Raw genomic sequence first — 22,693 nt, 5'->3', positions numbered from 1 at the left:
TTCAGATCGCGGTGTCGGCGGGCGTTCTCACATGATCGAGCGCGTCGTCCAGAACTTCCAGACCGGCGCCGGGCCTGGTGGCGCCCTCGCTCAACACCCGACGCCAGCCGCGCGCCCCCGGGCGGCCCGAGAACAGGCCGAGCATGTGGCGGGTAACGGAATGCAGCCGCCCTCCTTCCGACAGGTGCCGCGCGATATAGGGCCGGAATTGCTCCACCGCCTCCAGCGCGGTGAGCGGTTCCGAATCCTCGCCGAAGATGCGCCGGTCTGCCTCCAGCAGGATCTGCGCCGGCTGGTTGTAGGCAGCGCGGCCGATCATCACCCCGTCGATCCCGGCCGCAAGCTGCTCCTGCGCCGCGTCGAGCGTGGCGATGCCGCCGTTGATCGAGATGTGCATGTCGGGAAAGGCGCGCTTCATCGCATGGACGAGCGGATAGTCGAGCGGCGGGATCTCGCGGTTTTCCTTGGGTGACAGCCCCTGCAGCCAGGCCTTGCGGGCATGGATGATCACACGGCGCACGCCAGCCGCGCGGATCGTCTCGAGAAAGGCCGGGAGTACCTCCTCCGGCACCTGGTCGTCGACACCGATGCGGCATTTGACAGTCACCGGCAGGTGGGTCGCCTGCCCCATCGCCGCAACGCAGTCTCCCACGAGCGCCGGGCGCTCCATGAGCACCGCACCGAAACAGCCGGACTGCACCCTGTCCGACGGGCAGCCGACGTTGAGGTTGATCTCGTCATAGCCCGCATCGGTTGCCATGACCGTCGCCTCGGCCAGTTCCGCCGGGTCGGAGCCGCCGAGCTGGACGGCAACCGGATGCTCCGTCTCGCCAAAATCCAGCAAATGCCGCGCCTGCCCGCGCACCAGTGCGGGCGCGGTGATCATCTCGGTGTAGAGCAGCGTGCGGCGCGACAGGACCCGGTGGAACGCCCGGCAGTGACGGTCCGTCCAGTCGATCATCGGGGCGACCGACAGCCGGGCGCTTTCGGCCACGGCCGGTCCGGGCGCTGCGCCCTGCCCTGTTCGCTTTTCGATGCCGTCCATCTGCCTCACGCCAAGCCGCACCTTCGGAAACGCATCGGTTACCCGCGAATGCGCCTCAGGTCCAGCCTCCGCCCGGCAAGCGCCGGAGGACGCGGGAAACCGCCGGCGCTCAGGCCGCGCCGATGATGGCGATGCCGGAGCTCGCGCCGATCCGGGTGGCGCCGGCGGCGATCATGCGCCGGGCGTCCTCGGTGGTGCGCACCCCGCCCGAGGCCTTCACGCCCATCTCCGGCCCGACCACGCGGCGCATCAGCGCCACGTCCTCGACCGTTGCCCCGCCGCCGGCAAAGCCGGTGGAGGTCTTGACGAAATCGGCGCCCGCTTCCTTCGAGAGGCGGCAGGCCGTTTCCTTCTGGGCATCGGTCAGAAGCGCGGTCTCGATGATGACCTTGAGCAGGGCGTCGCCGCAGGCTTCCTTGACGGCGGCGATGTCGTCGCGCACCGCGGAGTGCTCGCCGGATCTCAGCAGGCCGATCGGGATCACCATGTCGACCTCGCGCGCACCGTGTTCCACCACCCAGGCGGCCTCCGCCACCTTGATCGGCGTGGGATCGGCGCCGAAGGGGAAGCAGATGACGGCGCAGGGATCCACCGCGCTCCCCTTGAGGCAGGCGGTGACCAGCGGCACGAAGATCGGGTTCACGCACACCGCCTTGAAGCCGAATTCCACGGCCTCGGAGCAGAGCGTCTCCACCTCCTCCGGCCGCGCATCGGGCTTGAGCAGCGTGTGATCGATATAGGACGCGAGATCGGCGTGGGCGGGCCGGGTTCCGGGCGTGGTCATGTCTTGCCTCCCTGCTGGGCGTGGCTGCGCGTGATCGGTTCGCCCGACTGTCTAACATCCAGGCGGTTCTCGGCAATGCCTTCCGGCGCGCCACCCGCGCCGGAACCGATTGAACGCGCGGGGCGCCTGCCTATATCCCTGAGGTCGTCTTCCCGCATCCGGATCGCAGGAGTGCCGCCGATGGGATATGTCCGAACAGCGCTGCTGATGGCTGCCATGACCGCCCTTTTCATGGGCGTCGGCTACCTGTTGGCCGGAACCGGGGGCATGGTGTTTGCCCTGCTGGCAGCGGCGGCGATGAACGCCTTCACTTGGTGGAACTCGGACAAGATGGTTCTGCGGATGCACAATGCGCAGGAGTTGAGCCCGATCGACCGGTCCGGCCTTGCGGTGATGGTGGGAGAGCTTGCCCGGAACGCCAACCTGCCGGTGCCCGCTATCTACCTGATCGACACGCCGCAGCCCAACGCCTTCGCCACCGGTCGAAACCCGGAGAACGCCGCGGTGGCGGTGACAACCGGGCTGATGCGCAGCCTGTCGCGCGAGGAACTGGCCGGGGTCATTGCCCATGAGCTGGCCCATATCCGAAACCACGACACCGCGATCATGACCGTGACGGCGACCTTCGCCGGTGCGATCACCATGCTCGCCAATTTCGCGATGTTCTTCGGCGGGCGCCGCGACGAGGGACCGGGAATCGTCGGCACGTTGGCGATGATGTTCCTGGCGCCAATGGCGGCCGGCCTGGTGCAGATGGCGATCTCCCGGACGCGGGAATATGCCGCCGACCGAGCGGGGGCCGAGATCTGCGGCAATCCGCTGTGGCTGGCCTCGGCGCTGGAACGGATTCAGGCAGGCGCTTCGCGAATCGACTACGCCTCGGCGGAGCGCAATCCGGGCACAGCGCACATGTTCATCATCAACCCGCTGCACGCCTACCGGCGTGATAACCTCTTTGCCACTCACCCTGCCACGGAAAACCGGGTCGCTGCGCTGCACGAGATGGCGCGCCAGGGCCACGGCGCATCCCGCGCGCCCAGTCGGGCGCGCCGGCCCGCCTCCGGAAGCAACGACGCAGGTCCCTGGGGCTGATCGGCCGTCAGGCCGCCCTGCGTTCGGCGACTGCCGCGCGGATTTCCTGAACCGAAGCCGCGCCGAACTGGACCATGTTGGTCTCGAGATCCGCCTTCAGGATTTCGTAGACGTGGTCGCCCCCGCGCGCTCCGAGCGCGGCGGTTCCATACAGGAAAGCCCGGCCCAGCAGGCAGAAATCCGCCCCGAGCCAGAGCGCCCGGAGGATATCGAGCCCGCTCTCGATGCCGCTGTCGAAGATCACCTTGATGCGTCCGCCCACGGCCTCGACGATGCCCGGCAGCACTGTGATCGCGGCCGGGGCGGCGTCGAACTGCCGCCCGCCGTGGTTGGACACCACGATCCCGTCGGCCCCGACCTCGACAGCCATCCGCGCATCTTCTTCCGACAGGATGCCCTTGATGACCAATGGGCCGTCCCAGACCTCCCGCATCTGGCGGATCATTTCCCAGTCCGGCCGCCCGTCGACGACCTGCCCCACCAGCCGCGCAGCCCCGGCGAAGGACTTTGTGGTGAAGTATTTCTCCAGCGTCCGGAATTTCGGCATGCCGTGGCGCAGGGTGGCGATCGACCATGTCGGGCACATGGCCGCGCGAAAGATGCTTTGCGGCGTGAACTTGGGCGGCACCGAGACGCCGGCCACGAGCTGGCGCTCCCGCCGGCTGCCTACGGGCACGTCGACCGTGATGACCAGAACCGAGAAGCCGCTATCGGCGGCGCGTTTCAGCATGTCGGCGCGGATCTCGGGATCGACCGGGGTGTAGAGCTGGAACCAGCCGTTTCCGTCGGCCAGCGGACCGATGACCTCGGGCGCCTCGTTGGCGGTGGTGCTGAGCCCGTAGGGCATCCCCTTCCGCGCCGCCGTCTCCGCCAGGTAGATCTCCGTCTTCGGCCACATAAGCCCCGACAACCCGACCGGCCCCGCGCCGAACGGCACGGTATAGCGGCGACCGAATATCTCGGTCGAGAGGTCCGGCGTGAACCGCCCCTTGAGCACCCGCGGCACAATCTCGACGGCGTTCATCGCCGCGCGATTCTTGTCCACCAGCACCTCGTGACCGGTGCCGCTGGCGAGGTATTCCCAGGCAAAAAACGGCGCGCGCCGCCGGGCCCTGGCCGCGAGATAGGGGATGGAGGGGTAACGGGTTTCGATCGACATGGGACCTCCTCAAAAGAATTTCGCGCCGGACGAGGCCGGCGCGAAGTCAGAACGCGTTACTCCGCCGCGTGAGACACTGCGGCGGCGATTCCTCTCAGCTCGGCCAGGCCTTTTAGGCGGCCAATCGCCGGATAGCCCGGCTGAGCCTTCCGCTTCTGGTCGTCGAGAATGTCCTGTCCATGGTCGGGCCGGAACGGGATCGAGCAATCGGCGCGGCCCGCGGCCTTGCGCTTTGCTTCCTCTGCCAGCGCGGCCTTGATGAGCGCGACCATATCGGTGCCGCCGCCCAGGTGCTCGGCCTCGTGGAAGGAGCAGGGCGTGCCCTCACTCTCGCGCCGGACGTTGCGCAGGTGCAGGAAATGCACGCGGTCGCCCAAACGCTCCATCATGCCGGGCAGGTCGTTGTCGGCGCGCGCGCCGAGCGAACCGGAGCAGAGCGTGATGCCGTTCGCGGGCAGGTCCACCGCGTCCACCAGCCAGCGGTAGTCCGCCTCGGTCGACATGATCCGCGGCAGGCCGAGCAGCGGGAACGGCGGGTCGTCGGGGTGACAGCAGAGCCGCAGTCCGAGTTCCTGTGCCAGCGGCGCAACCTCTTCGAGGAAAGCCGAGAGGTGGGAACGGAGGCGGTCCTCGCTGATCCCGCTGTATTCGTCGAGGTGCCGGCGCACGTCGTCGAGGGTGAACGATTCCGCCGAGCCCGGCAGCCCAAAGACGACATTGCGGGCCAGGGCCTCCTTCTGCGCCTCGTCCATCTTGCCATAGCGCTCCGCCGCTTCGGCCCGCACGTCATCGGGGAAATCCGCTTCGGCACCCTTCCGCTTCAGGATGTGAAGATCGAACGCCGCGAAATCGGCAAGGTCGAAGCGCATGCAGGTCGCGCCGGTCGGCAGGCGGTAGGCGAGGTCCGTGCGGGTCCAGTCCAGCACCGGCATGAAGTTGTAGCAGATCACCTCGATTCCGGCCGCCGCGAGGTTGCGCATGCTGGTGCGGTAATTCTCGATGTGCGCGCGCCAGTCACCCGTCTGCTTCTTGATGTCCTCGGAAACCGGCAGGCTTTCGACGACGTCCCAGGTCAGCGTCGAGGGCGATCCGTCGGCCATGGTGGCGATCACCGTCTTGCGGGCCTCGATCTCGTCCGGGGTCCAGACCGAGCCGGTGGGCAGGTGATGCAGCGCCGAGACGATCCCCTCTGCGCCGGCCTGCCGCACGTCGTCGATCGACACAAGGTCCTTCGGCCCGAACCACCGCCATGTCTGTCTCATATCTTCCGACCCTCTTCGGTTTCCCGGCAGCGACTCTGCCCGACGACCTGATACCACCCATCGGAATCATTGACTAGTATGGAAGTATGGAGGATACACAGATCGACCGGAGCGACTCCGAGGGACGCCACGACATGCAACTGGACATGACCGCACCAATCGGCCCGCAGCTGCACGCGCTTCTCAGGGAGCGCGTGGTGCGCAACGATCTGAAGCCCGGCGCCCGGATCTCGGAGGCCGAGATCGCGCGGGAATACGAGATCAGCCGCCAACCGGTGCGCGAGGCCTTCATCAAGCTCGCCGAGGAAGGGCTGATCGAGATCCGCCCGCAACGCGGCACCGTCGTGCGCAAGATCGACTGCGACGCGGTGCTGGACATCCGTTTCGTCCGGGAAGCCATCGAGGCCGACATCGTGCGGCTTCTGGCGGAGACCCATGACCGCGAACTGGTGCTCCGCCTGCGGCACCAGATCGAGGAGCAGAAGGCGATTGCGGCCAACGCCCCCGCGGAATTCATCGCCGCCGACGAGATCTTTCACGAGACCCTGGCCGCCGGCGCCGGCAAGGCCTCGATCTGGAAGCTGGTCAGCGGCCTGAAATCACAGATGGACCGGGTGCGCTATCTCAGCGCCGAAGTGTTCCCGCTCGACCGGTTAATCGAACAGCACGAAACCATCGTGAACGCCATCGAGGCCGGCGACGTCGCCGCCGCGGAGGGGGCGATCCGAATCCATCTCAGGGCGGTCCTGAGCGACCTGCCCGACATCATTCGCGCGCACCCCGATGCCTTCAGGGCGCCGCCACCCGAGTGAAAAAACCATCCACGAGTCATCAACGAGGAGGATCCCCATGACTCTCAAGACCACCATCGGAAGCCTGCTGGTCGCCGGCCTTGCATCGACCGTCCTGTCGAGCGCGGCCTTCGCCGCCGACATGACGCTCAAGCTCGGCCACCTGGCCAACGAGGAAAACCCCTGGCACCTTGCCTCGGTCAAGTTCGGCGAAGAGCTTGCCCGCCTCACCGAAGGCCGCATCGAGGTCGAGGTCTATCCCAACGAATCGCTGGGCAAGGAGATCGACCTGATCAACGGCATGCAACTCGGCACCGTGGACATGACGATCACCGGCGAGAGCCTGCAGAACTGGGCGCCGATGGCGGCCCTCCTTGCGGTTCCCTATGCCTACAAGTCGCTCGACCACATGGATGCGACCGCCGGCGGTGAAGTCGGTGACGCGATCGAGGCCCAGATCATCGAGAAGGCCCAGATCCGTCCGATCGCCTTCTTCGCCCGCGGCCCGCGCGACCTGACCTCGAACCGCCCGATCGCCCATCCGGACGATCTGCAGGGCCTCAAGATGCGCGTGCCGAACGTACCGCTCTTTGTCGACGTCTGGAAGGCGCTCGGCGCCCAGCCCACGCCGATGGCCTTCTCCGAGGTCTTCACCTCGCTGCAGAACGGCACCATCGACGCCCAGGAGAACCCGCTGGCGCTGATCCGCTCGGCCAACTTCAACGAGGTGCAGAGCCACGTGAACGAGACCGAGCACGTCCGCTCCTGGATCTACCTGACCATCGCCGAACAGACCTGGGGCAAGCTCTCTGACGACGACAAGGCCGCCGTCATGGAAGCCGCCGCGATCGCGCAGGAATACGAGCGCGGCCTGTTCCTCGACAGCCTCGCCACCGACAAGGCCTGGCTCGAGGAAAAGGGTGTGACCTTCGTCGAGGTCGACGGCGCCGCCTTCGCCGCCAAGGCCAAGGACGCCGTGCTTGCCAACGTCAGCGACGAGGTGAAGCCCTACGTCGAAGCGCTGTTCAACGAATAAGCTCCACTCACGCACCGGGCCGGGGCGCTTGCGGGCGCCCCGGCCCCTCCCCACTGCCCCACAGGAATATTCGATGAACGCGCTGGAACGGTTGACCAACCTCGTCTCCGCGTTGTGCAAGGTCGGTGTCGGCCTTTCCTTCGCCCTTCTCATAGTCGTCGTGCTGGTCCAGGTGATCGGCCGCACGACCGGCGCCTCGCCGGTCTGGACGGAAGAGATGACCCGCTTCGCCCTGCTCTACCTTGCCGCCTTCGGCGTCGGCCTCTCGTTCCGCAGCGGCGACCTCGTCAACGTGGACGTGATCTGCGAGAACCTGCCCGAGCCGCTGCCATGGGTGCTGCGCCTGGTCTCCGCGATCCTCACCGCTGCCGTCGCGCTCATTCTCATCCCCCATGCGTGGAAGTTCACCTCCATCGGCAAGATGCAGACATCGCCGGCCATGGGCATCCGCATGGACCTGATCCATTTTACCGTCACCCTGCTGCTGGCAATGCTCTTCCTCTTTGCCGCGCTGCGCGTGATCAACATGCTCGCCGGCCGCAGCAACGGGCTGCCACTCAAGGCCCGCGAGGAGGACTGAACCCATGGAAGTCTATGTTCTCTTTGCCGTCTTCGTGACCGGCCTGATCATCGGCGTGCCCGTCGCGGTGACGCTGGCGCTGTCCTCGCTGATCTATCTCGTGCTCGCCGGCATCCCGCTCGTGGTGATGCCGCAGAAGATCTATGCCGGCATGGACGTCTTCGTGCTGCTGTCGATCCCGGGCTTCATCCTCGCGGGTAACCTGATGAACCGCGGCGGCATCACCAACCGCATCATCCGCTTCGCCAATGCCATCGTCGGCTGGATCCGTGGCGGGCTTGGCCTCACCAACATCGCCGCCTCCATGCTCTTCGGCGGCATCACCGGCACCGCAGTGGCCGACGCAGCCTCCATCGGGGGCGTGATGATCCCGGGCATGAAGAAGGCCGGCTACCCGGCCGATTTCTCCGCCGCCGTCACCGCCGCCTCCTCCACCGTCGGACCGATCATCCCGCCTTCCGTCCCGATGATCATCGTCGGCGCGCTCTCAGGCATCTCGGTCGGCAAGATGTTCATGGCCGGCGCCATTCCCGGCATCCTGATGGGGCTGGCGATGATGGTGACCTGCTACATCATCTCGGTGCGCAAGAACTTCCCGCGCCAGAAGTGGGAAGGCTTCGGCGAGGTCGGCCGTTCCTTCGCCTCGGCGTTCTGGGCGCTCGCGATGACCGGGCTCATCATCTACGGCCTGCTGAGCGGCCTCGCCACCCCGACCGAAACCGCCATCGTCGCCTCGGCCTATGCCTTTGTCGTCGGCGCCTTCGTCTACCGCGAGCTGCCGATCCGCGAGGTTCCCAAGGTCGTGGTGGACAGCGCGATCTCTTCGGCCGCGATCCTGTCGCTCGTGGGCTTCGCCAACGTCTTTGGCTGGATCCTGGTGTCCGAGCGGATCCCGCAAGCCATCGCCGACGGGGTGCTCTCGCTGACCGACAACCGGATTCTGGTGATCCTGATCATCAACATCCTGCTGCTCTTCGTCGGCATGTTCATGGAGACGATCGCGGCGCTGATCATCCTCTTCGTGCCGCTGCTGTCGCTGGCGCAGGCCGTTGGGATCGAGCCCCTCCACTTCGCCACCTTTGCGGTGCTGAACCTGATGATCGGCCTGACGACACCGCCGGTGGGCGTGTGCCTCTTCGTCTGCGCCGGCATCGCCAACCTGCAGCTCACCCCCGTGGTGCGCGCCATCGCCCCATTCCTGCTGACGAACATCCTCGTGCTGCTGGCGGTTTCCTACTGGTCGCCGCTCGCCACCTGGCTGCCGTCCATCCTGATGCCCTAGGAGTCCCAAATGGAAACCCGTGTCTGCCGTCTTCACGGCCAGAAGGATCTTCACGTCGAAACCCTGCCCCTCGCCGCGCCGGAAGCCGGATACGTCCTCGTCGCCATCGGCGCCGGCGGAATCTGCGGCTCCGACCTGCACTATTACCAGGATGGCGGCTTCGGCCCGATCCGGGTGCGCGAGCCGATCATCCTCGGCCACGAGGCCGCCGGAACGATCGTCGAGCTCGGCCCCGATGTGACCGGCCTGGCGGTCGGCGACCGCGTCGCGATCAGCCCCAGCCACCCCTGCGGCGACTGCAAGTATTGCGATCAGGGCCTGCCCAACCACTGCCTGAACATGCGCTTCCTCGGCTCCGCAATGCGGATGCCGCATGAGAACGGCCTGTTCCGGGACCGCGTGGCGGTCAAGGCCGGGCAGTGCTTCAAGGTGGCCGAGGGCGTCTCCATCGGCGAGGCCGCCTGTTCCGAGCCACTGTCGGTCTGCCTGCACGCCCGCTCGCTCGCGGGCGACCTGGCGGGGCGCAAGGTGCTGGTCACCGGCGCCGGCCCGATCGGCGCGCTCTGCACCGCGCTCGCTGCCGAGGCCGGCGCCTCGGAGATCGTGGTGACCGACCTGCAGGACGTGCCGCTCGAGGTCGCGCGCCGCATGGGCGCCACCCGGACGATCAACGTCGCCCGCGACGGTGACCAGCTCGGCGACTACACCGCCGACAAGGGGTATTTCGACGTCTGCTTCGAATGCACCGCCGCAGCCCCGGCGATCCGCTCCGCCATCGAGACACTGCATCCGCTGGGCACGCTGGTGCAGGTGGGCGTGGCGGGCGACACGACCGTGCCGCTCAACCTCATCGTCTCCAAGGAGATCGCCCTGAAGGGGACGCACCGGTTCCACCCGGAATTCGCCGAGGCTGTCGAGATGATCAACCGGGGCGCCGTGGATGTGCGCCCGATCATCACCCAGACCTACCCGCTGGAAGACGCATTGGCGGCCTTCGAGATCGCCGGCGACCGCACCGCCTCGGTCAAGGTGCAGCTCGCCTTCGCCTGATCCTGCGCACCGGCGGCGCCGCACGGGGCCGCCGGCATGTCCACGTTGACGTGAATCATGGCGGAATGCCGCGCCCGGTGGGACAATCTCCACCGGGAGGAATCCACCATGTTTGGGGCAATCCGGAAGGAGTCCGGAGGGACTCGGGGTGCGTCTCTGCCCAACCCGGACGAGGCGCGCAAAACGTTCACATGGGAAGTGGCCGAGCAGATGCTCGACGGGCTTCCCGGAGGCCATCTCAACATCGCCCATGAAGCCGTGGACCGGCATGTCGCGCAAGGTCACGGCGACCAGGTCGCGATCCGCTGGCTCGGCAAGAGCGAGCACCACCACGACATCACCTATGCCGAACTCGCCGAACGCACCGCGCGCTTCGCCAACGTGCTGATGGAGAACGGGCTGGAGCGGGGCGACAGCGTGTTTGCCCTGATGGGGCGGGTGCCCGACCTCTACGTCGCCGCGCTCGGGACCCTCAAGGCCGGGCTGGTCTTCACGCCGCTTTTCTCGGCCTTCGGGCCGGAACCGATCCGGACCCGCATGGAAATCGGCGCGGCCAAGGCGCTGGTGACGACCGAGACGCTCTACCGCCGCAAGATCGCCAAGTGGCGCGACGAGATCCCGTCACTCAAGCTGGTACTGATCGTGGGCGAGGAGGCGCCAGAAGGCTGCGTCGCCCTCGATCTCGCGATGGCGGCCGAACCGCCCGATTTCGAGATCGCGCGCACGCTGCCGGAAGATCCGGCGCTCATCCACTTCACCTCCGGCACGACAGGGCGGCCCAAGGGCGCGGTTCACGTGCACAAGGCCGTGCTCTACCACGCCGTGTCCGGCCGTTACGCGCTGGAGCTGACCCCCGGCACGATCTACTGGTGCACGGCCGATCCCGGCTGGGTCACCGGCACCTCCTACGGCATCATCTCGCCGCTGGTGAACCGGGTGACGATGATCGTGGACGAGGCGGAGTTCGACCTCGACCGCTGGTATTCGACGATCCAGAGGGAGAAGGTCGAGGTCTGGTATTCCGCGCCCACCGCGATCCGCATGATGATGCGCGCGGGCGACGCGGCCGCCAAGCCCTATGACTTCTCGAGCCTGCGGTTCCTGGCCTCCGTCGGCGAACCGTTGAACCCCGAAGCCGTGGTCTGGTCCAACCGGGTCTTCGGCAGGCCGTTCCACGACAACTGGTGGCAGACCGAGACCGGCGGCATCATGATCGCCAACCTCGCCGCCCAGGAAGTCCGGCCGGGCTCGATGGGCAAGCCGATGCCCGGCATCGAGGCCGGCATCGTCGAGCGCACGGAGACCGGCCTGAAGGAGCTGGGCGACGGCGAGATCGGCGAGCTGGCGCTCCGGCCCGGCTGGCCGTCGATGATGCGCACCTACCTGCATGAGCAGGCGCGTTACGACAAATGCTTCGTCGATGGCTGGTATCTCTCGGGCGATCTCGCGATGCGGGACAAGGACGGGTACTACTGGTTCGTCGGCCGCGCCGACGACCTCATCAAGTCCTCCGGCCACCTGGTCGGCCCGTTCGAGGTGGAGAGCGCGCTGATCGAGCACGAGGCGGTGGCCGAGGCCGGCGTCATCGGCGTGCCCGACGAAACCGCGGGCGAGGTCATCAAGGCCTATGTCACCCTCAACCCCGGCTTCACCCCGGGCGAGGAACTGGAGCGGGAGATCCGCGGCCATGCCCGCAAGAAACTCGGGCCCGCCGTCGCCCCGCGCGAGATCGTCTTCCGCAACACCCTGCCCAAGACCCGTTCGGGCAAGATCATGCGCCGCCTGCTCAAGGCGCGCGAACTGGGCCTGCCCGAGGGGGATATCTCAACCCTGGAGACTGACGAGACATGACCGTGATCGACAAACCGCATCTCACGCGCGAGCACGTCCTGTCGCTGCTGACAGGCATGATCCGCATCCGGAAGTTCGAGGACAAATGCGCCGAGCTGTACCAGCAGGAAAAGATCCGCGGCTTCCTCCATCTCTATGACGGCGAGGAAGCGATTGCCGCCGGGGTGATCCCGGTGCTGGGCACGGACGACAAGATCGTCGCCACTTACCGCGAGCACGGGCAGGCGCTGGCGCGCGGGGTGCCGATGACCGAAGTCATGGCCGAGATGTACGGCAAGGCCGAGGGCTCCTCGGGCGGGCGCGGCGGCTCCATGCACATTTTCGACGCCGCCACGAACTTCTACGGCGGCAACGCTATCGTCGGCGGCGGCTTGCCGCTGGCGGTCGGGATCGCGTTGGCCGATCACATGCGGGGCCAGACCCACGTGACCGCCTGCTTCTTCGGCGACGGCGCGACAGCGGAAGGCGAGTTCCACGAGTCGATGAACCTCGCCGCGCTCTGGGGGCTGCCGGTGCTCTTCGTCTGCGAGAACAACGGCTACGCCATGGGCACCGCGATCGGACGCTACGATTCCGATACCGACATCCACGAAAAGGCCGCCGCCTACGGCATGGAGAGCCGGGTGGTGGACGGGATGGACGTGGTGGCGGTCGAGGCCGCGGCGCGGACCGCGATCCGGCACATCCGGGAAACCGGCAAGCCGGTGTTCCTCGAGTGCAAGACCTACCGGTTCCGCCCGCATTCGATGTTCGACGCCCAGCTCTATCGCACGAAGGAGGAGATCGAGACCTGGCGCAAACGCGGACCAATCGTCCAGTTCCAGAGCTGGTTGCTGAAGAACGGGCTGCTGCACCAGGAGGATGTCGACCGCATCGAACGCGAGATCGATGACGAGATCGCAGAGGCCGTGGCCTTTGCCGAGGCCGGGACCTGGGAGCCGGAAGCCGACCTGTTGAAGCACACGATGGCAGAACCCTTGCCCGACCCGGAGCCCACCCCACCTTCCGGAGAGACGGTGGAGACAACCTATCGCGAGGCGGTCAAGCAGGGCATCCGCGACGCGCTCCTGCGCGACGACCGGGTGTTCCTGATGGGCGAGGACGTCGGCGCCTATGGCGGCTGCTACGCGGTCTCCAAGGGGCTGATGGCCGAGTTCGGTGAGGATCGCATCCGCGACACGCCGCTCAGCGAGTCCGGCTTTACCGGCGCAGGCATCGGGGCGGCCGCAGCCGGAATGCGCCCCATCGTCGAGGTCATGACGGTCAACTTCTCGCTTCTGGCGCTCGACCAGATCCTCAACACCGCCGCCACCGTCCGGCACATGTCCGGCGGCCAGTTCGGCGTGCCGGTGGTGATCCGCATGGCGACCGGGGCGGGCAAGCAACTCGCAGCCCAGCACTCGCACAGCCTCGAAGGCTGGTTCGCACATATCCCGGGGCTCAAGGTTCTGGCGCCGGCGACACTGGAGGACGCCCGCGGCATGCTCTGGACGGCGCTGGAAGACCCGGACCCGGTGCTGATCTTCGAGAACGTCATGCTCTACAACCGGACCGGTCAGCTCGACACCAATGCCGGGCCGGTCGACATCTCGAAGGCCGCCGTAAGGCGACAGGGCGATGACGTGACGCTGATCACCTATGGCGGCTCGCTCTACAAGACGCTGGAGGCGGCCGAGGAACTGGCGAAGGAAGGCATCGGCGCCGAGGTGATCGACCTGCGCGTTCTGCGTCCGCTGGACGATGCCACGATCATGGCTTCGGTCGGCCGCACCCGCCGGGCGGTGATCGTCGACGAAGGCTGGAAGAGCGGTTCGCTCTCGGCCGAGATCGCCGCTCGCATCCACGAGCAGGCGTTCTGGCAAATGGACGCCCCGGTCGGGCGGGTCTGCTCGGCCGAGGTGCCGATCCCCTACCCCGCCCACCTCGAACAGGCGGCGATCCCGCAGGTGCCGCAGATCGTTGCGGCGGCGAAAGCCACGCTGGGACGGAGTTGAGCCATGGGTGTTTTCCAGATGCCCTCGCTGGGCGCGGACATGGAAGCCGGCAAGCTGGTCGAATGGCTGGTGAAGCCGGGAGACGCGGTGCATCGCGGCGACATCGTCGCCGTGGTGGAGACCCAGAAGGGCGCCATCGAGGTCGAGATCTTCGAGGAGGGCGTCGTCGGCTCGCTCGACGCCGAGCTCGGCACCACCTTGCCAGTCGGCGCCCCGATGGCGACGATCCTCGCCGACGGCGAGGCGCCTCCACCAGCAGAGGCTCCCGTGGCAGAAGAACCGCCTCCGCGCCCTGTCGAAGCCGCCCCCATACCGGCCGCGCCCGCGCCGATGTCGGCCGGGCCTGCCGCATCCCCCGCCGCGCGCAAGCTGGCAGTCGAACGCGGGCTCGACCTGTCCGCCCTCGCGGGCAGCGGCCCGGCAGGCGCGATCACGCTGCGCGACGTCGAAGGCGCTGCGCAACCGGCCCCAGCGAAGCCTGCGCCCGCCGATGCCATGGCCGAGATGCGCAAGGCCATCGCAGCGGCGATGCAGCGCTCCAAGCGCGAGATCCCGCATTTCCAGCTGAGCCAGACGGTGGACGTGCAGAAGGCGACGGATTGGCTCTCCGCCCGCAATGCAACCGCCGCCCCCACCGACCGGATCCTGCTCGGCGCGCTTTTCATGAAGGCCGCTGCGCTGGCTGCTGGCAAGGTCAGGGAGATGAACGGGCATTACGGCGCGGACGGCTTCGCTCCCGCCCCGCAAGTCAATCTCGGGGTGGCCGTCGCGCTGCGCGGCGGCGGGCTGATCGCCCCGGCGATCCCGGAGGCCGACACGCTGCCGCTGCCCGAGTTGATGGCCGCGATGAAGGACCTCGTGGCAAGGGCCCGGGCGATGCGCCTGCGCTCCTCGGAGCTGACCAGCGGCACGATCACGGTGTCGAGCCTCGGCGAGAAGGGGGCCGAGGCGATGACCGGGATCATCTTCCCGCCGCAGGTCGCCCTGCTCGCCATCGGAGCGCCCCGGCTGCGTCCCTGGATCGTGACCGGCGGCGATGGCGCGCCAGCACAAATCGAACCTCGGCAGGTGGTGACCTTCACGCTCTCGGCAGATCACCGCGTCAGCGATGGACGGCAGGCCAACAGGTTCCTCGCCGAGGTTGATGCATTGCTTCAAGCACCGGAGGCCCTATGACCCAGGAACAGATGAAATCCGCCTTCCTCGAGGAGCTCACCAAGGTCGCCCCCGACCTGGAGATTGGCGCGATCGGCGACGACGATCACATCCAGGACGACCTGGAGCTCGACTCCATGGACGTGCTGAACCTCGTCGCCGCGCTCCACGCCCGTCTGGGCATCGATATCCCGGAGGCCGACTACGTCCGGATCGCCACGCCGGCGCTCGCCGCCGACTACCTGGTAGGCAAGCTGGCCGCATAGGCCACGGTCCGCGCCAAAATGAAAAGGGGCACCGCTGGCGCCCCTCTCCCACTCGATTTCAAACCTGCGTCAGGCTGCCCGGCGGCGGCGCGGACGGCGGCGTTTGGCTGCCGCGGGTTTCTGGCTGTTGGCGGGCTTGCCCTGGCCACGGCCGCGGCCGCGCGGCGCGCCGGAGCGGCGTCCACCGCCCTCCGCGCCGTCGTTCAGCGGGCTGGAGCCGCTGGCGACCGGTACCTCGATCTTCATCAGCTTCTGGATCTGGCGCAGCAGATCAGCCTCGTCCGGGGCGCAGAATGCGATTGCCTCGCCCTCACGTCCGGCGCGCGCGGTGCGGCCGATGCGGTGGACGTAGTTGTCCGGCACCTCGGGCAGGTCGTAGTTGATCACGTAGGCCACGCCGGGGATGTCGATGCCGCGCGCCGCGACATCGGTAGCAACGAGCACCTTGATCTCACCGGCGCGGAACGCCTTGATCGCGCGGTCGCGCTGGCCCTGGCTCTTGTTGCCGTGGATCGAGGCGGCGTTGTAGCCATCGGCCACCAGCCCCTTCATCAGCTTCTCGGCGCCATGCTTGGTACGCGCGAAGACAAGCGTCAGCGCGTCCAGGTCCCGCGACAGGATTTCCCGCAGCTTGCCGGGCTTGGCGCCCTTGTCGAGGAAATGCACCGACTGGGTGATCTTGTCGGCGGCCTTGCCCGGACGCGACACCTGCACCCGGCGCGGGTCGTTCAGGTAGGCGCGGCTCAGCTCTTCCATCTGCTTCGGCATCGTGGCCGAGAACAGCATGGTCTGGCGCGGCGTGCCGAGGCGCGGCGCGATCTTGCGCAGCGCATGGATGAAGCCGAGGTCGAGCATCTGGTCGGCCTCGTCGAGCACGAGGTGGCGGACCGAGCCGAGCTCGACGGCCCGGCGGTCCATCAGGTCGATGAGCCGCCCGGGCGTCGCGACGAGGATATCCGTCCCGCGCGCGAGCTGGCCGATCTGGCGATTGATCGACTGGCCGCCGACCACGGTGACGACATGGACCCGGGTGCCGGTCGTCAGCGCCCGCAGGCTCTCGGCGATCTGGTTCACCAGTTCGCGGGTCGGCGCGAGGATCAGGGCCTTGGCCGTCTTGGGATCGGGCTTGCCGGGATTGGCGAGCAGGTAGTCGATCAGCGGCAGGCCGAAGGCGAGGGTCTTGCCCGTGCCGGTCTGGGCGAGGCCGAGAATGTCATGCCCTTCCATCGCCAGCGGGATCGCCTGGTTCTGGATCGGGGTCGGTTGGGTAAATCCGGTGCGCTTGAGCGCATCGTTCAGTGCCGGCGCGAGGCCGAGCATATCGAAATCGAACACGTCGTATCCTTCATGGCCGCGCGGCTTCGATGCCGGCGCAGCGGTATTGAATGGCCGCAAGACAGCGGCGCGAGGGTTCGCAGGGCCTCGGGACGTGCGGGCGTTTCCCGCGGCGTCTGGCCGTTGCGTCAGGAACCCTGCGTGATGGGGAACTGGATCTAGGTGCGCTGTTGGGCCCTGTCACAGGGCACGGCTTGCTCACGCGGCAGCGCAGCGACACGCGGCAGATGGAGTATTTCGCGGCGCACGTCAAGAGGCGATGCGCGCCGCGGAAATCGCCGCGCGCGCCGTATGGACGGCACTCGGACGCGGTGACCCCGTGCCGCGGGTCGACGCGGCGCCGGTTCCGTCGCCGCGAGATGTGGACCGAGATGTCGGCCGTCAGCCCATCCGCTCGGAGGAATAGGAGCCCGGCGACGCCGGGAAGACCACGGTCTTGTTGCCGTTCAGGAAGACACGGTGGTGGGCATGGGCATGGATCGCCCGCGCCAGCACCTGGCTTTCCACGTCGCGGCCCAGCGAGACGTAATCCGAAGCCGATTGCGCATGGGTGATCCGGACGATGTCCTGCTCGATGATCGGCCCCTCGTCGAGATCGGCCGTCACGTAATGCGACGTCGCGCCGATCAGCTTCACGCCGCGCTCGAACGCCTGCTTGTAAGGGTTCGCGCCCTTGAACGACGGCAGGAACGAATGGTGGATGTTGATGATCCGCCCAGACATCTTCTGGCACATCGCATCCGACAGGACCTGCATGTAGCGCGCCAGTACGATCAACTCCGCGCCCGTCTCCTCAACGATCTCCATCTGCCGGGCTTCGGCCTCGGGCTTGTTGGCCTTGGTGACCTTGATGCAGTGGAACGGGATGTCGTGGTTCACGACGACCTTCTGGTAATCCATGTGGTTGGAAATCACGCCGACGATCTCGATCGGAAGCGCGCCGATGCGCCAGCGGTACAGAAGGTCGTTCAGGCAATGGCCGAAGCGCGAGACCATGATGACGACCTTCATCTTCCGGCTCTCGTCATGGACGGCGTAGGTCATGCCGAACGGCTTGGCGACGTTGGCGAATTCCTTCGACAGCTTCTCGTCGTCCGCGCCGGTCTCCGACAGGAAGCTCACGCGCATGAAGAAGGTGCCGGTCTCCATGTCGTCGAACTGCGAACTGTCGGTGATGTTGCAGCCGCGCTCCGACAGGAAGGTCGAGATCGCCGCGACGATGCCGCGTTGGGTGGGACAGGTCACGGTGAGGCAATACTTCGTGGACATTCTGGGCTCCTTTGGATGTGCGTGACCGGGGCGCCCGAGGCGCCGGCCGGTCCCGGTTCTGTTCTTGCGGCTGGCTCAGGCGGTCAGACCCTGGGGCTCCGGCAGGCCGTTGGCCCTGCAACAGGCGGTCAGCGTGTTGGCGAGCAGGCAGGCGATGGTCATCGGCCCGACACCGCCCGGCACGGGGGTGATCGCGCCTGCAATCCGGTTCGCACCAACGAACTCCACGTCCCCGACGAGCTTGCGTTTGCCATCGCGTTCGATGCGGTTGATGCCGACGTCGATCACGGTCGCGCCCGGCTTCACCCAGTCGCCCGGGATCATCTCGGGCCGCCCGACGGCGGCAACGAGGATGTCCGCACCCCGGCAGACTTCGGCGAGATCGCGGGTGCGGCTGTGGGCGATGGTCACGGTACAGCTGTCGCGCAGCAGAAGCTGCGCCATCGGCTTGCCGACGATGTTCGACCGGCCCACGACCACGGCATTCAGCCCCGACAGGTTTCCGTGGTGCGCCCGCAACATCATCAGGCACCCCAGCGGCGTGCAGGGCACCATGGCCTTCTGCCCCGTCGCCAGCAGCCCGACGTTCGAAATGTGAAAGCCGTCGACATCCTTTGCCGGGTCGATCGCGTTGATGACGAGGTCGCTGTCCATGTGATCCGGCAGGGGCAACTGCACGAGGATTCCGTGAACCTCCGGGTCGGCATTGAGCCGTTCGATCAGGGCCAGCAGCTCCGCCTCGCCGGTCTCGGCGGGCAGCTTGTGCTCGTAGGAGTTCATCCCCGTCTCGACCGTCTGCTTCCCCTTGTTGCGCACGTAGACCTGGCTGGCAGGGTCCTCGCCGACGAGCACCACGGCGAGGCCGGGCGTGATGCCATGCGCGTCGTTCAGGCGCCCCACCTGCTCGGCCACGCGCCCGCGCACATCGGCCGCAAAGGCCTTTCCGTCGATGATCGTCGCGCTCATTGCGTGCCTCCCAGGCGGTCCACCGCGGTTTCCAGGGCATGCCAGAGGCTGGCCGCCAACGTGCGCATCCCGATGATCGTCACGTGGCTGTCGGTCCGGCGCAGAACGAAGACGCTCATGTGCTCCAGTCCGGTCCGGGTCGCGCGCCCGGGCGCCGTTGCCGCGGCGGGAAGGTTGACCAGCCGTTCCAGCAGGCTCTCGATCTGTGCCGCGTCCTCGGAGGCGATCTCGAAGGCCGTCCATCCGTCGGTCTGCTCGGTGACGCGCCCGCCCGGAACCTCTGCAAGCAGCGATGCGGCGAAGTCCGTTTCGGCCATCCCCTCCGCGGCGATCATCCACTGGTCCGGCGCGGTCCAGAAGGCGCTCCTGCCGCCCTCGCCCACCGCAAGCCCGCCGGCATCCGGAAGGCCAAGGCCGAAGGGTGCAGGTGCGGCCACGCCGCGGGCGACGGCAAGGGAGGCGAGCGCAAGGTCCGCGTTTTCGCGAAGCGTGTAGCCACCGGCAGTGTGAACGCGCGGCACGCTGTCGCCGAGGGCGGTGATGGGGGTCAGGTCAGTCACGAAGACGCTCTCCTTCGGGGTCGACGAAATGGGCCGAGACCGCTTTGACGCGGACGGACTGGCCCTCGAGCGGGTTGGCGGCGATGAATTCCTGGCCGAGCCGGCTGTCGCCGTTCACGAGATAGCCGAGGCCGATGGAAGAGCCGACATGGGGCGAGTAGCAGGCGGAGGTGATCCAGCCCTGATCATGCGCCATGTCGACCGGATCCCCCGGCGCGACAAGGTGCGACCCCGCCACGACCGGCTCGCCGGCGTCGACGGGCACGAAGCCGACCAGGCGGCGGGCATCGCCCGACAGGCCCTCCCGGCGGGACATGATCGCGCCGATCGAGTCCTTCTTGCGCGAGACCATCCGGTCCATGCCGAGCATGGTCGCGGTGGTCTGGCCGTTGATCTCGTTGGCCGTCGCGTGACCTTTCTCGATCCGCAGCACGCCAAGCGCCTCGGTGCCGTAGGCGGTGACGTCCAGATCCTTTCCGGTGTCCATCAACCGCTCCATCAGCGCGTTGCCGTAGCGGGCCGGGACGGCGATCTCGTAGGCAAGTTCGCCGGAGAAGGAGATCCGGAACAACCGCGCACGCAAGCCGCCGCAGACCGTCAACTCCGCACAGCCCATGAAGGGGAAGGCGTCGTTCGACATGTCGAACCCGTCCACGATGCGCGACAGGAGCTCTCGTGATTTCGGCCCTGCGACCGCGATCTGCGCCCAGGCGTCGGTGGTCGAGATCAGCGTCACATCCAGCTCGGGCCAGAGGCATTGCCGCGCGAATTCCATGCGCTGGTAGACGAGGCCCGCGTTGGCCGTTGTGGTGGTCACCACGTAATGGCCTTCGGCGAGGCAGGCGCAGGTGCCGTCGTCGTAGGCGATGCCGTCCTCGCGCAGCATCAGGCCGTAGCGGACCTTGCCGGGTTTCAGCGTGCCCATCAAGTTGGCGTAGATCCGGTTCAGGAACTCGCCCGCATCCGGGCCCTGTACGTCGATCTTGCCCAGCGTGGTCACGTCACAGACACCGACGCTCGCCCGCACGGCGCGGGCCTCGCGGTCGACGGTTTGCCGCCAGTGTGTCTCGCCGGCGCGCGGGAAATACTGGGCGCGCATCCACGGCCCGACCTCGACGAACACGGCTCCCTGCGCCTCGGCCCAGGGGTGCGTCGGGGTCAGGCGGCGGGGGCGGAACCGCTGCCCGGTGTCGCCGCCACCCAGAACACCCATGGAAACGGGTGTATAGGGCGGACGGAAGATCGTCGTTCCGGTTTCGGGGATGGTCTTGCCGGTCAGCTCGGCCATCACCGCAAGAGCGGTGACGTTGGCTGTCTTGCCTTGATCTGTCGCCATGCCGAGGGTCGTCCACCGCTTCAGGTGTTCCACCGGCCGCATGTTTTCCTGGTGGGCGAGCTTGATATCCTTGACGGTCACGTCGTTCTGGAAATCGACCCAGGCGCGGCCCTTCGCGGGAACGTGCCAGAACGCCTCGATGGCCGACGGCTCTTCGCTCGCCACGGGGATTGCGGGGGCGGTGCCGGAGATGCCGAGGGCCTCGAGCGCGGTCAGGGCCACGCGGGCGCCGTCGGCCAGGGCCTCGGCCGTCGAGCCTTCGCCGCGCGCCGCCCCGGCCACCAGCAGGCCCTGCGGGCCGTTGTCATCCGGAACGAAGGCAAGCTTCTCGTCACTCCAGAGAGGACGCCCACGGTGATGCGAGGCGAGGTGGACGTTCGGGTTCCAGCCGCCCGAGACACCGAGCGCGCCGCAGTTCAGCCATTCCGACGTTCCGCCGTGGCGCAGTTCGATGGCGGACAGCCCCTTGCGCCCCTTGGTGCCGGTGACGGTTGCGCCGGCGAAGGTCCGGTATTCGCCAAGGCTCGACACGCCCGAGCGGGTGTCGATCACCCCGGCGAGAGGCACGCCCCTGGCCGCAAGCGCCAGCGCCGTGCGGTGACCGTCGTCGTTGTTGGTGAAGATCGCGACCGGGTCCTCGGCCCGCGCCTGCGGCGTCACGGCCCAGCGGTTGACGTAGGCGCGCATCGCCCCGGCCAGCATGATCCCCGGCCGGTCATTGTCGCCAAAGGGGATATGGCGCTCGGTGGCGCCGGTGGCCAGGATCGCGTGCCGGGCGCTGATCCGCCATAGCGTCTGGCGCACCTTCCGGCCCGGCTCGGGCAGGTGGTCCGAGACACGTTCCACCGCACCGTAAACGCCATGGTCATAGGCACCGAACACAGTGGTGCGCGTCAGGATACGGACGTTTGGCAGGTTTTCGAGCTCCGCCACGACACCGGCCACCCAGTCGGCGGCGGGCGTGTCGTCGATCACGCCGCCTTCGGCCAGGAGGCGACCTCCGAGGCGGCAATCCTCGTCGGCCAGCAGCACCGATGCGCCGGCGCGCCCGGTGGTCAGGGCCGCCATGAGCCCGGCCGCGCCGCCGCCGATCACCAGAAGGTCCGGGTGCTGGAAGCCGCGGTCGTAGGCGTCGGGATCCGCCAGCATCGACAGCGACCCCAGCCCGGCCGCACGACGGATCGCCGGTTCGTAGAGCTTCTCCCAGAAGGCGCGCGGCCACATGAAGGTCTTGTAGTAGAAGCCCGCCGCGAAGAACGGCGCAAACAGGTCGTTGACCGACAGAAGGTCGTGCTCGAGCGAGCCGATGCGGTTTTGGCTGTCGGCGACGAGGCCGTCGTAGAGCTCGACCACGGTGGCGCGGGTATTGGGCTCCCGGCGGGCGCCCTCGCGCAACTCGACGAGCGCATTGGGCTCCTCGGAACCGGCGGAAAAGATGCCCCGCGGGCGATGATACTTGAAGCTGCGCCCGACCAGACGGACACCGTTGGCCAGCAGCGCCGAGGCGAGCGTGTCGCCTTCGAAGCCGCTGTAGGACCGGCCGTCGAACCGGAAACTCAGGGGGCGGTTGCGGTCGATCAGGCCGCCTTGGATGCGGGTCATGCGCCCCTCCGCGCCACGTCGGTGGCAAGTTCGGCGCCGAGGATCTCGTGGGTCACCGTGTTGCGGGTCACTACCAGCCAGGAGCGGTCGCCCTGTTCGTGGAACCACAGCTCCCGGTGCACGCCGGCGGGGTTGTCACGCAGAAAGACGTAGTCGGCAAAGGCCGCCTCCGCGTCCGGTTGATCGGGATCCGGCCGGGCCATCAGGCTGGCGTCGCCGAGGTAGGTGAATTCCTGCGCGTCGCGCAGGCCCAGAAGGGGATGGGGGATCAGCATGTC

At 67.6% G+C, this 22,693-nt stretch carries 20 protein-coding genes; 10 read left to right on the top strand and 10 right to left on the bottom strand.

Annotated features, from left to right (window positions below):
• Nucleotide 1: 1 nt before the first annotated feature.
• Both dusA and deoC read right to left on the bottom strand, forming a co-directional pair.
• Nucleotides 2–1,045 carry a tRNA dihydrouridine(20/20a) synthase DusA gene (gene dusA, locus CHB86_RS03430; protein ID WP_089231272.1) on the bottom strand — a complete coding sequence of 348 codons (1,044 nt, stop codon included), beginning with the start codon at nucleotides 1,043–1,045 and terminating at the stop codon, nucleotides 2–4.
• A gap of 109 nt (nucleotides 1,046–1,154) precedes the next feature.
• Nucleotides 1,155–1,829 carry a deoxyribose-phosphate aldolase gene (gene deoC / locus CHB86_RS03425; RefSeq protein WP_089231271.1) on the bottom strand — a complete coding sequence of 225 codons (675 nt, stop codon included), beginning with the start codon at nucleotides 1,827–1,829 and terminating at the stop codon, nucleotides 1,155–1,157.
• A 180-nt stretch (nucleotides 1,830–2,009) separates the two neighbouring features.
• Between deoC and htpX the strand changes: the two genes are divergently transcribed.
• Nucleotides 2,010–2,921 carry a zinc metalloprotease HtpX gene (gene htpX, locus CHB86_RS03420; RefSeq protein WP_089231269.1) on the top strand — a complete coding sequence of 304 codons (912 nt, stop codon included), beginning with the start codon at nucleotides 2,010–2,012 and terminating at the stop codon, nucleotides 2,919–2,921.
• A 7-nt stretch (nucleotides 2,922–2,928) separates the two neighbouring features.
• Here htpX and CHB86_RS03415 read toward each other — a convergent pair whose 3' ends face one another.
• Nucleotides 2,929–4,080: an alpha-hydroxy acid oxidase gene (locus CHB86_RS03415; RefSeq protein ID WP_089231267.1), complete on the bottom strand. Its 1,152-nt coding sequence runs from the start codon at nucleotides 4,078–4,080 to the stop codon at nucleotides 2,929–2,931.
• Nucleotides 4,081–4,136: 56 nt separating this feature from the next.
• Nucleotides 4,137–5,342, bottom strand: a complete 1,206-nt coding sequence (uxuA, locus tag CHB86_RS03410; RefSeq protein WP_089231265.1) for a mannonate dehydratase — start codon at nucleotides 5,340–5,342, stop codon at nucleotides 4,137–4,139.
• Between the two features lie 86 nt (nucleotides 5,343–5,428).
• On the opposite strand from uxuA, the gene CHB86_RS03405 reads away from it, so the two are divergent.
• From CHB86_RS03405 to CHB86_RS03365, 9 genes are all read left to right on the top strand, one after another.
• Nucleotides 5,429–6,154 (top strand): GntR family transcriptional regulator, encoded by a 726-nt coding sequence (locus CHB86_RS03405; protein WP_245837714.1) that lies wholly within the window; start codon nucleotides 5,429–5,431, stop codon nucleotides 6,152–6,154.
• 37 nt (nucleotides 6,155–6,191) lie between these two features.
• The gene (locus CHB86_RS03400; RefSeq protein ID WP_089231264.1) at nucleotides 6,192–7,169 is read left to right on the top strand and encodes a TRAP transporter substrate-binding protein; all 978 of its coding nucleotides are present in this window, start codon (nucleotides 6,192–6,194) and stop codon (nucleotides 7,167–7,169) included.
• Between the two features lie 73 nt (nucleotides 7,170–7,242).
• On the top strand, nucleotides 7,243–7,749 hold the full coding sequence (locus CHB86_RS03395) for a TRAP transporter small permease (RefSeq protein WP_176442750.1): 507 nt from the start codon (nucleotides 7,243–7,245) through the stop codon (nucleotides 7,747–7,749).
• Nucleotides 7,750–7,753: 4 nt separating this feature from the next.
• Nucleotides 7,754–9,031: a TRAP transporter large permease gene (locus CHB86_RS03390; RefSeq protein ID WP_089231262.1), complete on the top strand. Its 1,278-nt coding sequence runs from the start codon at nucleotides 7,754–7,756 to the stop codon at nucleotides 9,029–9,031.
• A gap of 9 nt (nucleotides 9,032–9,040) precedes the next feature.
• The gene (locus tag CHB86_RS03385; RefSeq protein WP_089231261.1) at nucleotides 9,041–10,081 is read left to right on the top strand and encodes an L-idonate 5-dehydrogenase; all 1,041 of its coding nucleotides are present in this window, start codon (nucleotides 9,041–9,043) and stop codon (nucleotides 10,079–10,081) included.
• 108 nt (nucleotides 10,082–10,189) lie between these two features.
• Nucleotides 10,190–11,932 (top strand): acetate--CoA ligase, encoded by a 1,743-nt coding sequence (gene acsA, locus CHB86_RS03380; protein ID WP_089231259.1) that lies wholly within the window; start codon nucleotides 10,190–10,192, stop codon nucleotides 11,930–11,932.
• Entirely contained in the window at nucleotides 11,929–13,926 is a 1,998-nt protein-coding gene (gene pdhA, locus CHB86_RS03375) for a pyruvate dehydrogenase (acetyl-transferring) E1 component subunit alpha (protein WP_089231257.1), read from the top strand. The genes acsA and pdhA overlap by 4 nt, the downstream gene beginning before the upstream one ends.
• A gap of 3 nt (nucleotides 13,927–13,929) precedes the next feature.
• Entirely contained in the window at nucleotides 13,930–15,102 is a 1,173-nt protein-coding gene (locus CHB86_RS03370; RefSeq protein WP_089231255.1) for a dihydrolipoamide acetyltransferase family protein, read from the top strand.
• Entirely contained in the window at nucleotides 15,099–15,347 is a 249-nt protein-coding gene (locus CHB86_RS03365; protein ID WP_089231254.1) for an acyl carrier protein, read from the top strand. Before CHB86_RS03370 ends, CHB86_RS03365 begins: the two co-directional genes overlap by 4 nt.
• 69 nt (nucleotides 15,348–15,416) lie before the next feature.
• Here the strand turns inward: CHB86_RS03365 and CHB86_RS03360 are convergent, their stop codons facing one another.
• From CHB86_RS03360 to CHB86_RS03335, 6 genes are all read right to left on the bottom strand, one after another.
• Nucleotides 15,417–16,682 carry a DEAD/DEAH box helicase gene (locus CHB86_RS03360; protein WP_089231252.1) on the bottom strand — a complete coding sequence of 422 codons (1,266 nt, stop codon included), beginning with the start codon at nucleotides 16,680–16,682 and terminating at the stop codon, nucleotides 15,417–15,419.
• 381 nt (nucleotides 16,683–17,063) lie between these two features.
• Nucleotides 17,064–17,951, bottom strand: coding sequence for a formyltetrahydrofolate deformylase (gene purU, locus CHB86_RS03355; RefSeq protein WP_089231251.1), 888 nt, complete (start codon nucleotides 17,949–17,951; stop codon nucleotides 17,064–17,066).
• Between the two features lie 75 nt (nucleotides 17,952–18,026).
• The gene (folD, locus tag CHB86_RS03350; RefSeq protein WP_089231249.1) at nucleotides 18,027–18,917 is read right to left on the bottom strand and encodes a bifunctional methylenetetrahydrofolate dehydrogenase/methenyltetrahydrofolate cyclohydrolase FolD; all 891 of its coding nucleotides are present in this window, start codon (nucleotides 18,915–18,917) and stop codon (nucleotides 18,027–18,029) included.
• Nucleotides 18,914–19,477 (bottom strand): sarcosine oxidase subunit gamma, encoded by a 564-nt coding sequence (locus CHB86_RS03345; RefSeq protein WP_089231248.1) that lies wholly within the window; start codon nucleotides 19,475–19,477, stop codon nucleotides 18,914–18,916. The genes folD and CHB86_RS03345 overlap by 4 nt, the downstream gene beginning before the upstream one ends.
• Entirely contained in the window at nucleotides 19,470–22,415 is a 2,946-nt protein-coding gene (locus CHB86_RS03340) for a sarcosine oxidase subunit alpha family protein (protein ID WP_089231246.1), read from the bottom strand. The genes CHB86_RS03345 and CHB86_RS03340 overlap by 8 nt, the downstream gene beginning before the upstream one ends.
• Entirely contained in the window at nucleotides 22,412–22,690 is a 279-nt protein-coding gene (locus CHB86_RS03335) for a sarcosine oxidase subunit delta (protein WP_089231244.1), read from the bottom strand. Before CHB86_RS03335 ends, CHB86_RS03340 begins: the two co-directional genes overlap by 4 nt.
• Nucleotides 22,691–22,693 lie beyond the last annotated feature (3 nt).

It is taken from the genome of Tropicimonas sediminicola, assembly GCF_900188335.1.
GTDB lineage: Bacteria > Pseudomonadota > Alphaproteobacteria > Rhodobacterales > Rhodobacteraceae > Tropicimonas > Tropicimonas sediminicola.
The sequence above is the reverse complement of the archived record's forward strand: the minus strand, read 5'-3'. Positions and strand labels throughout refer to the sequence as shown.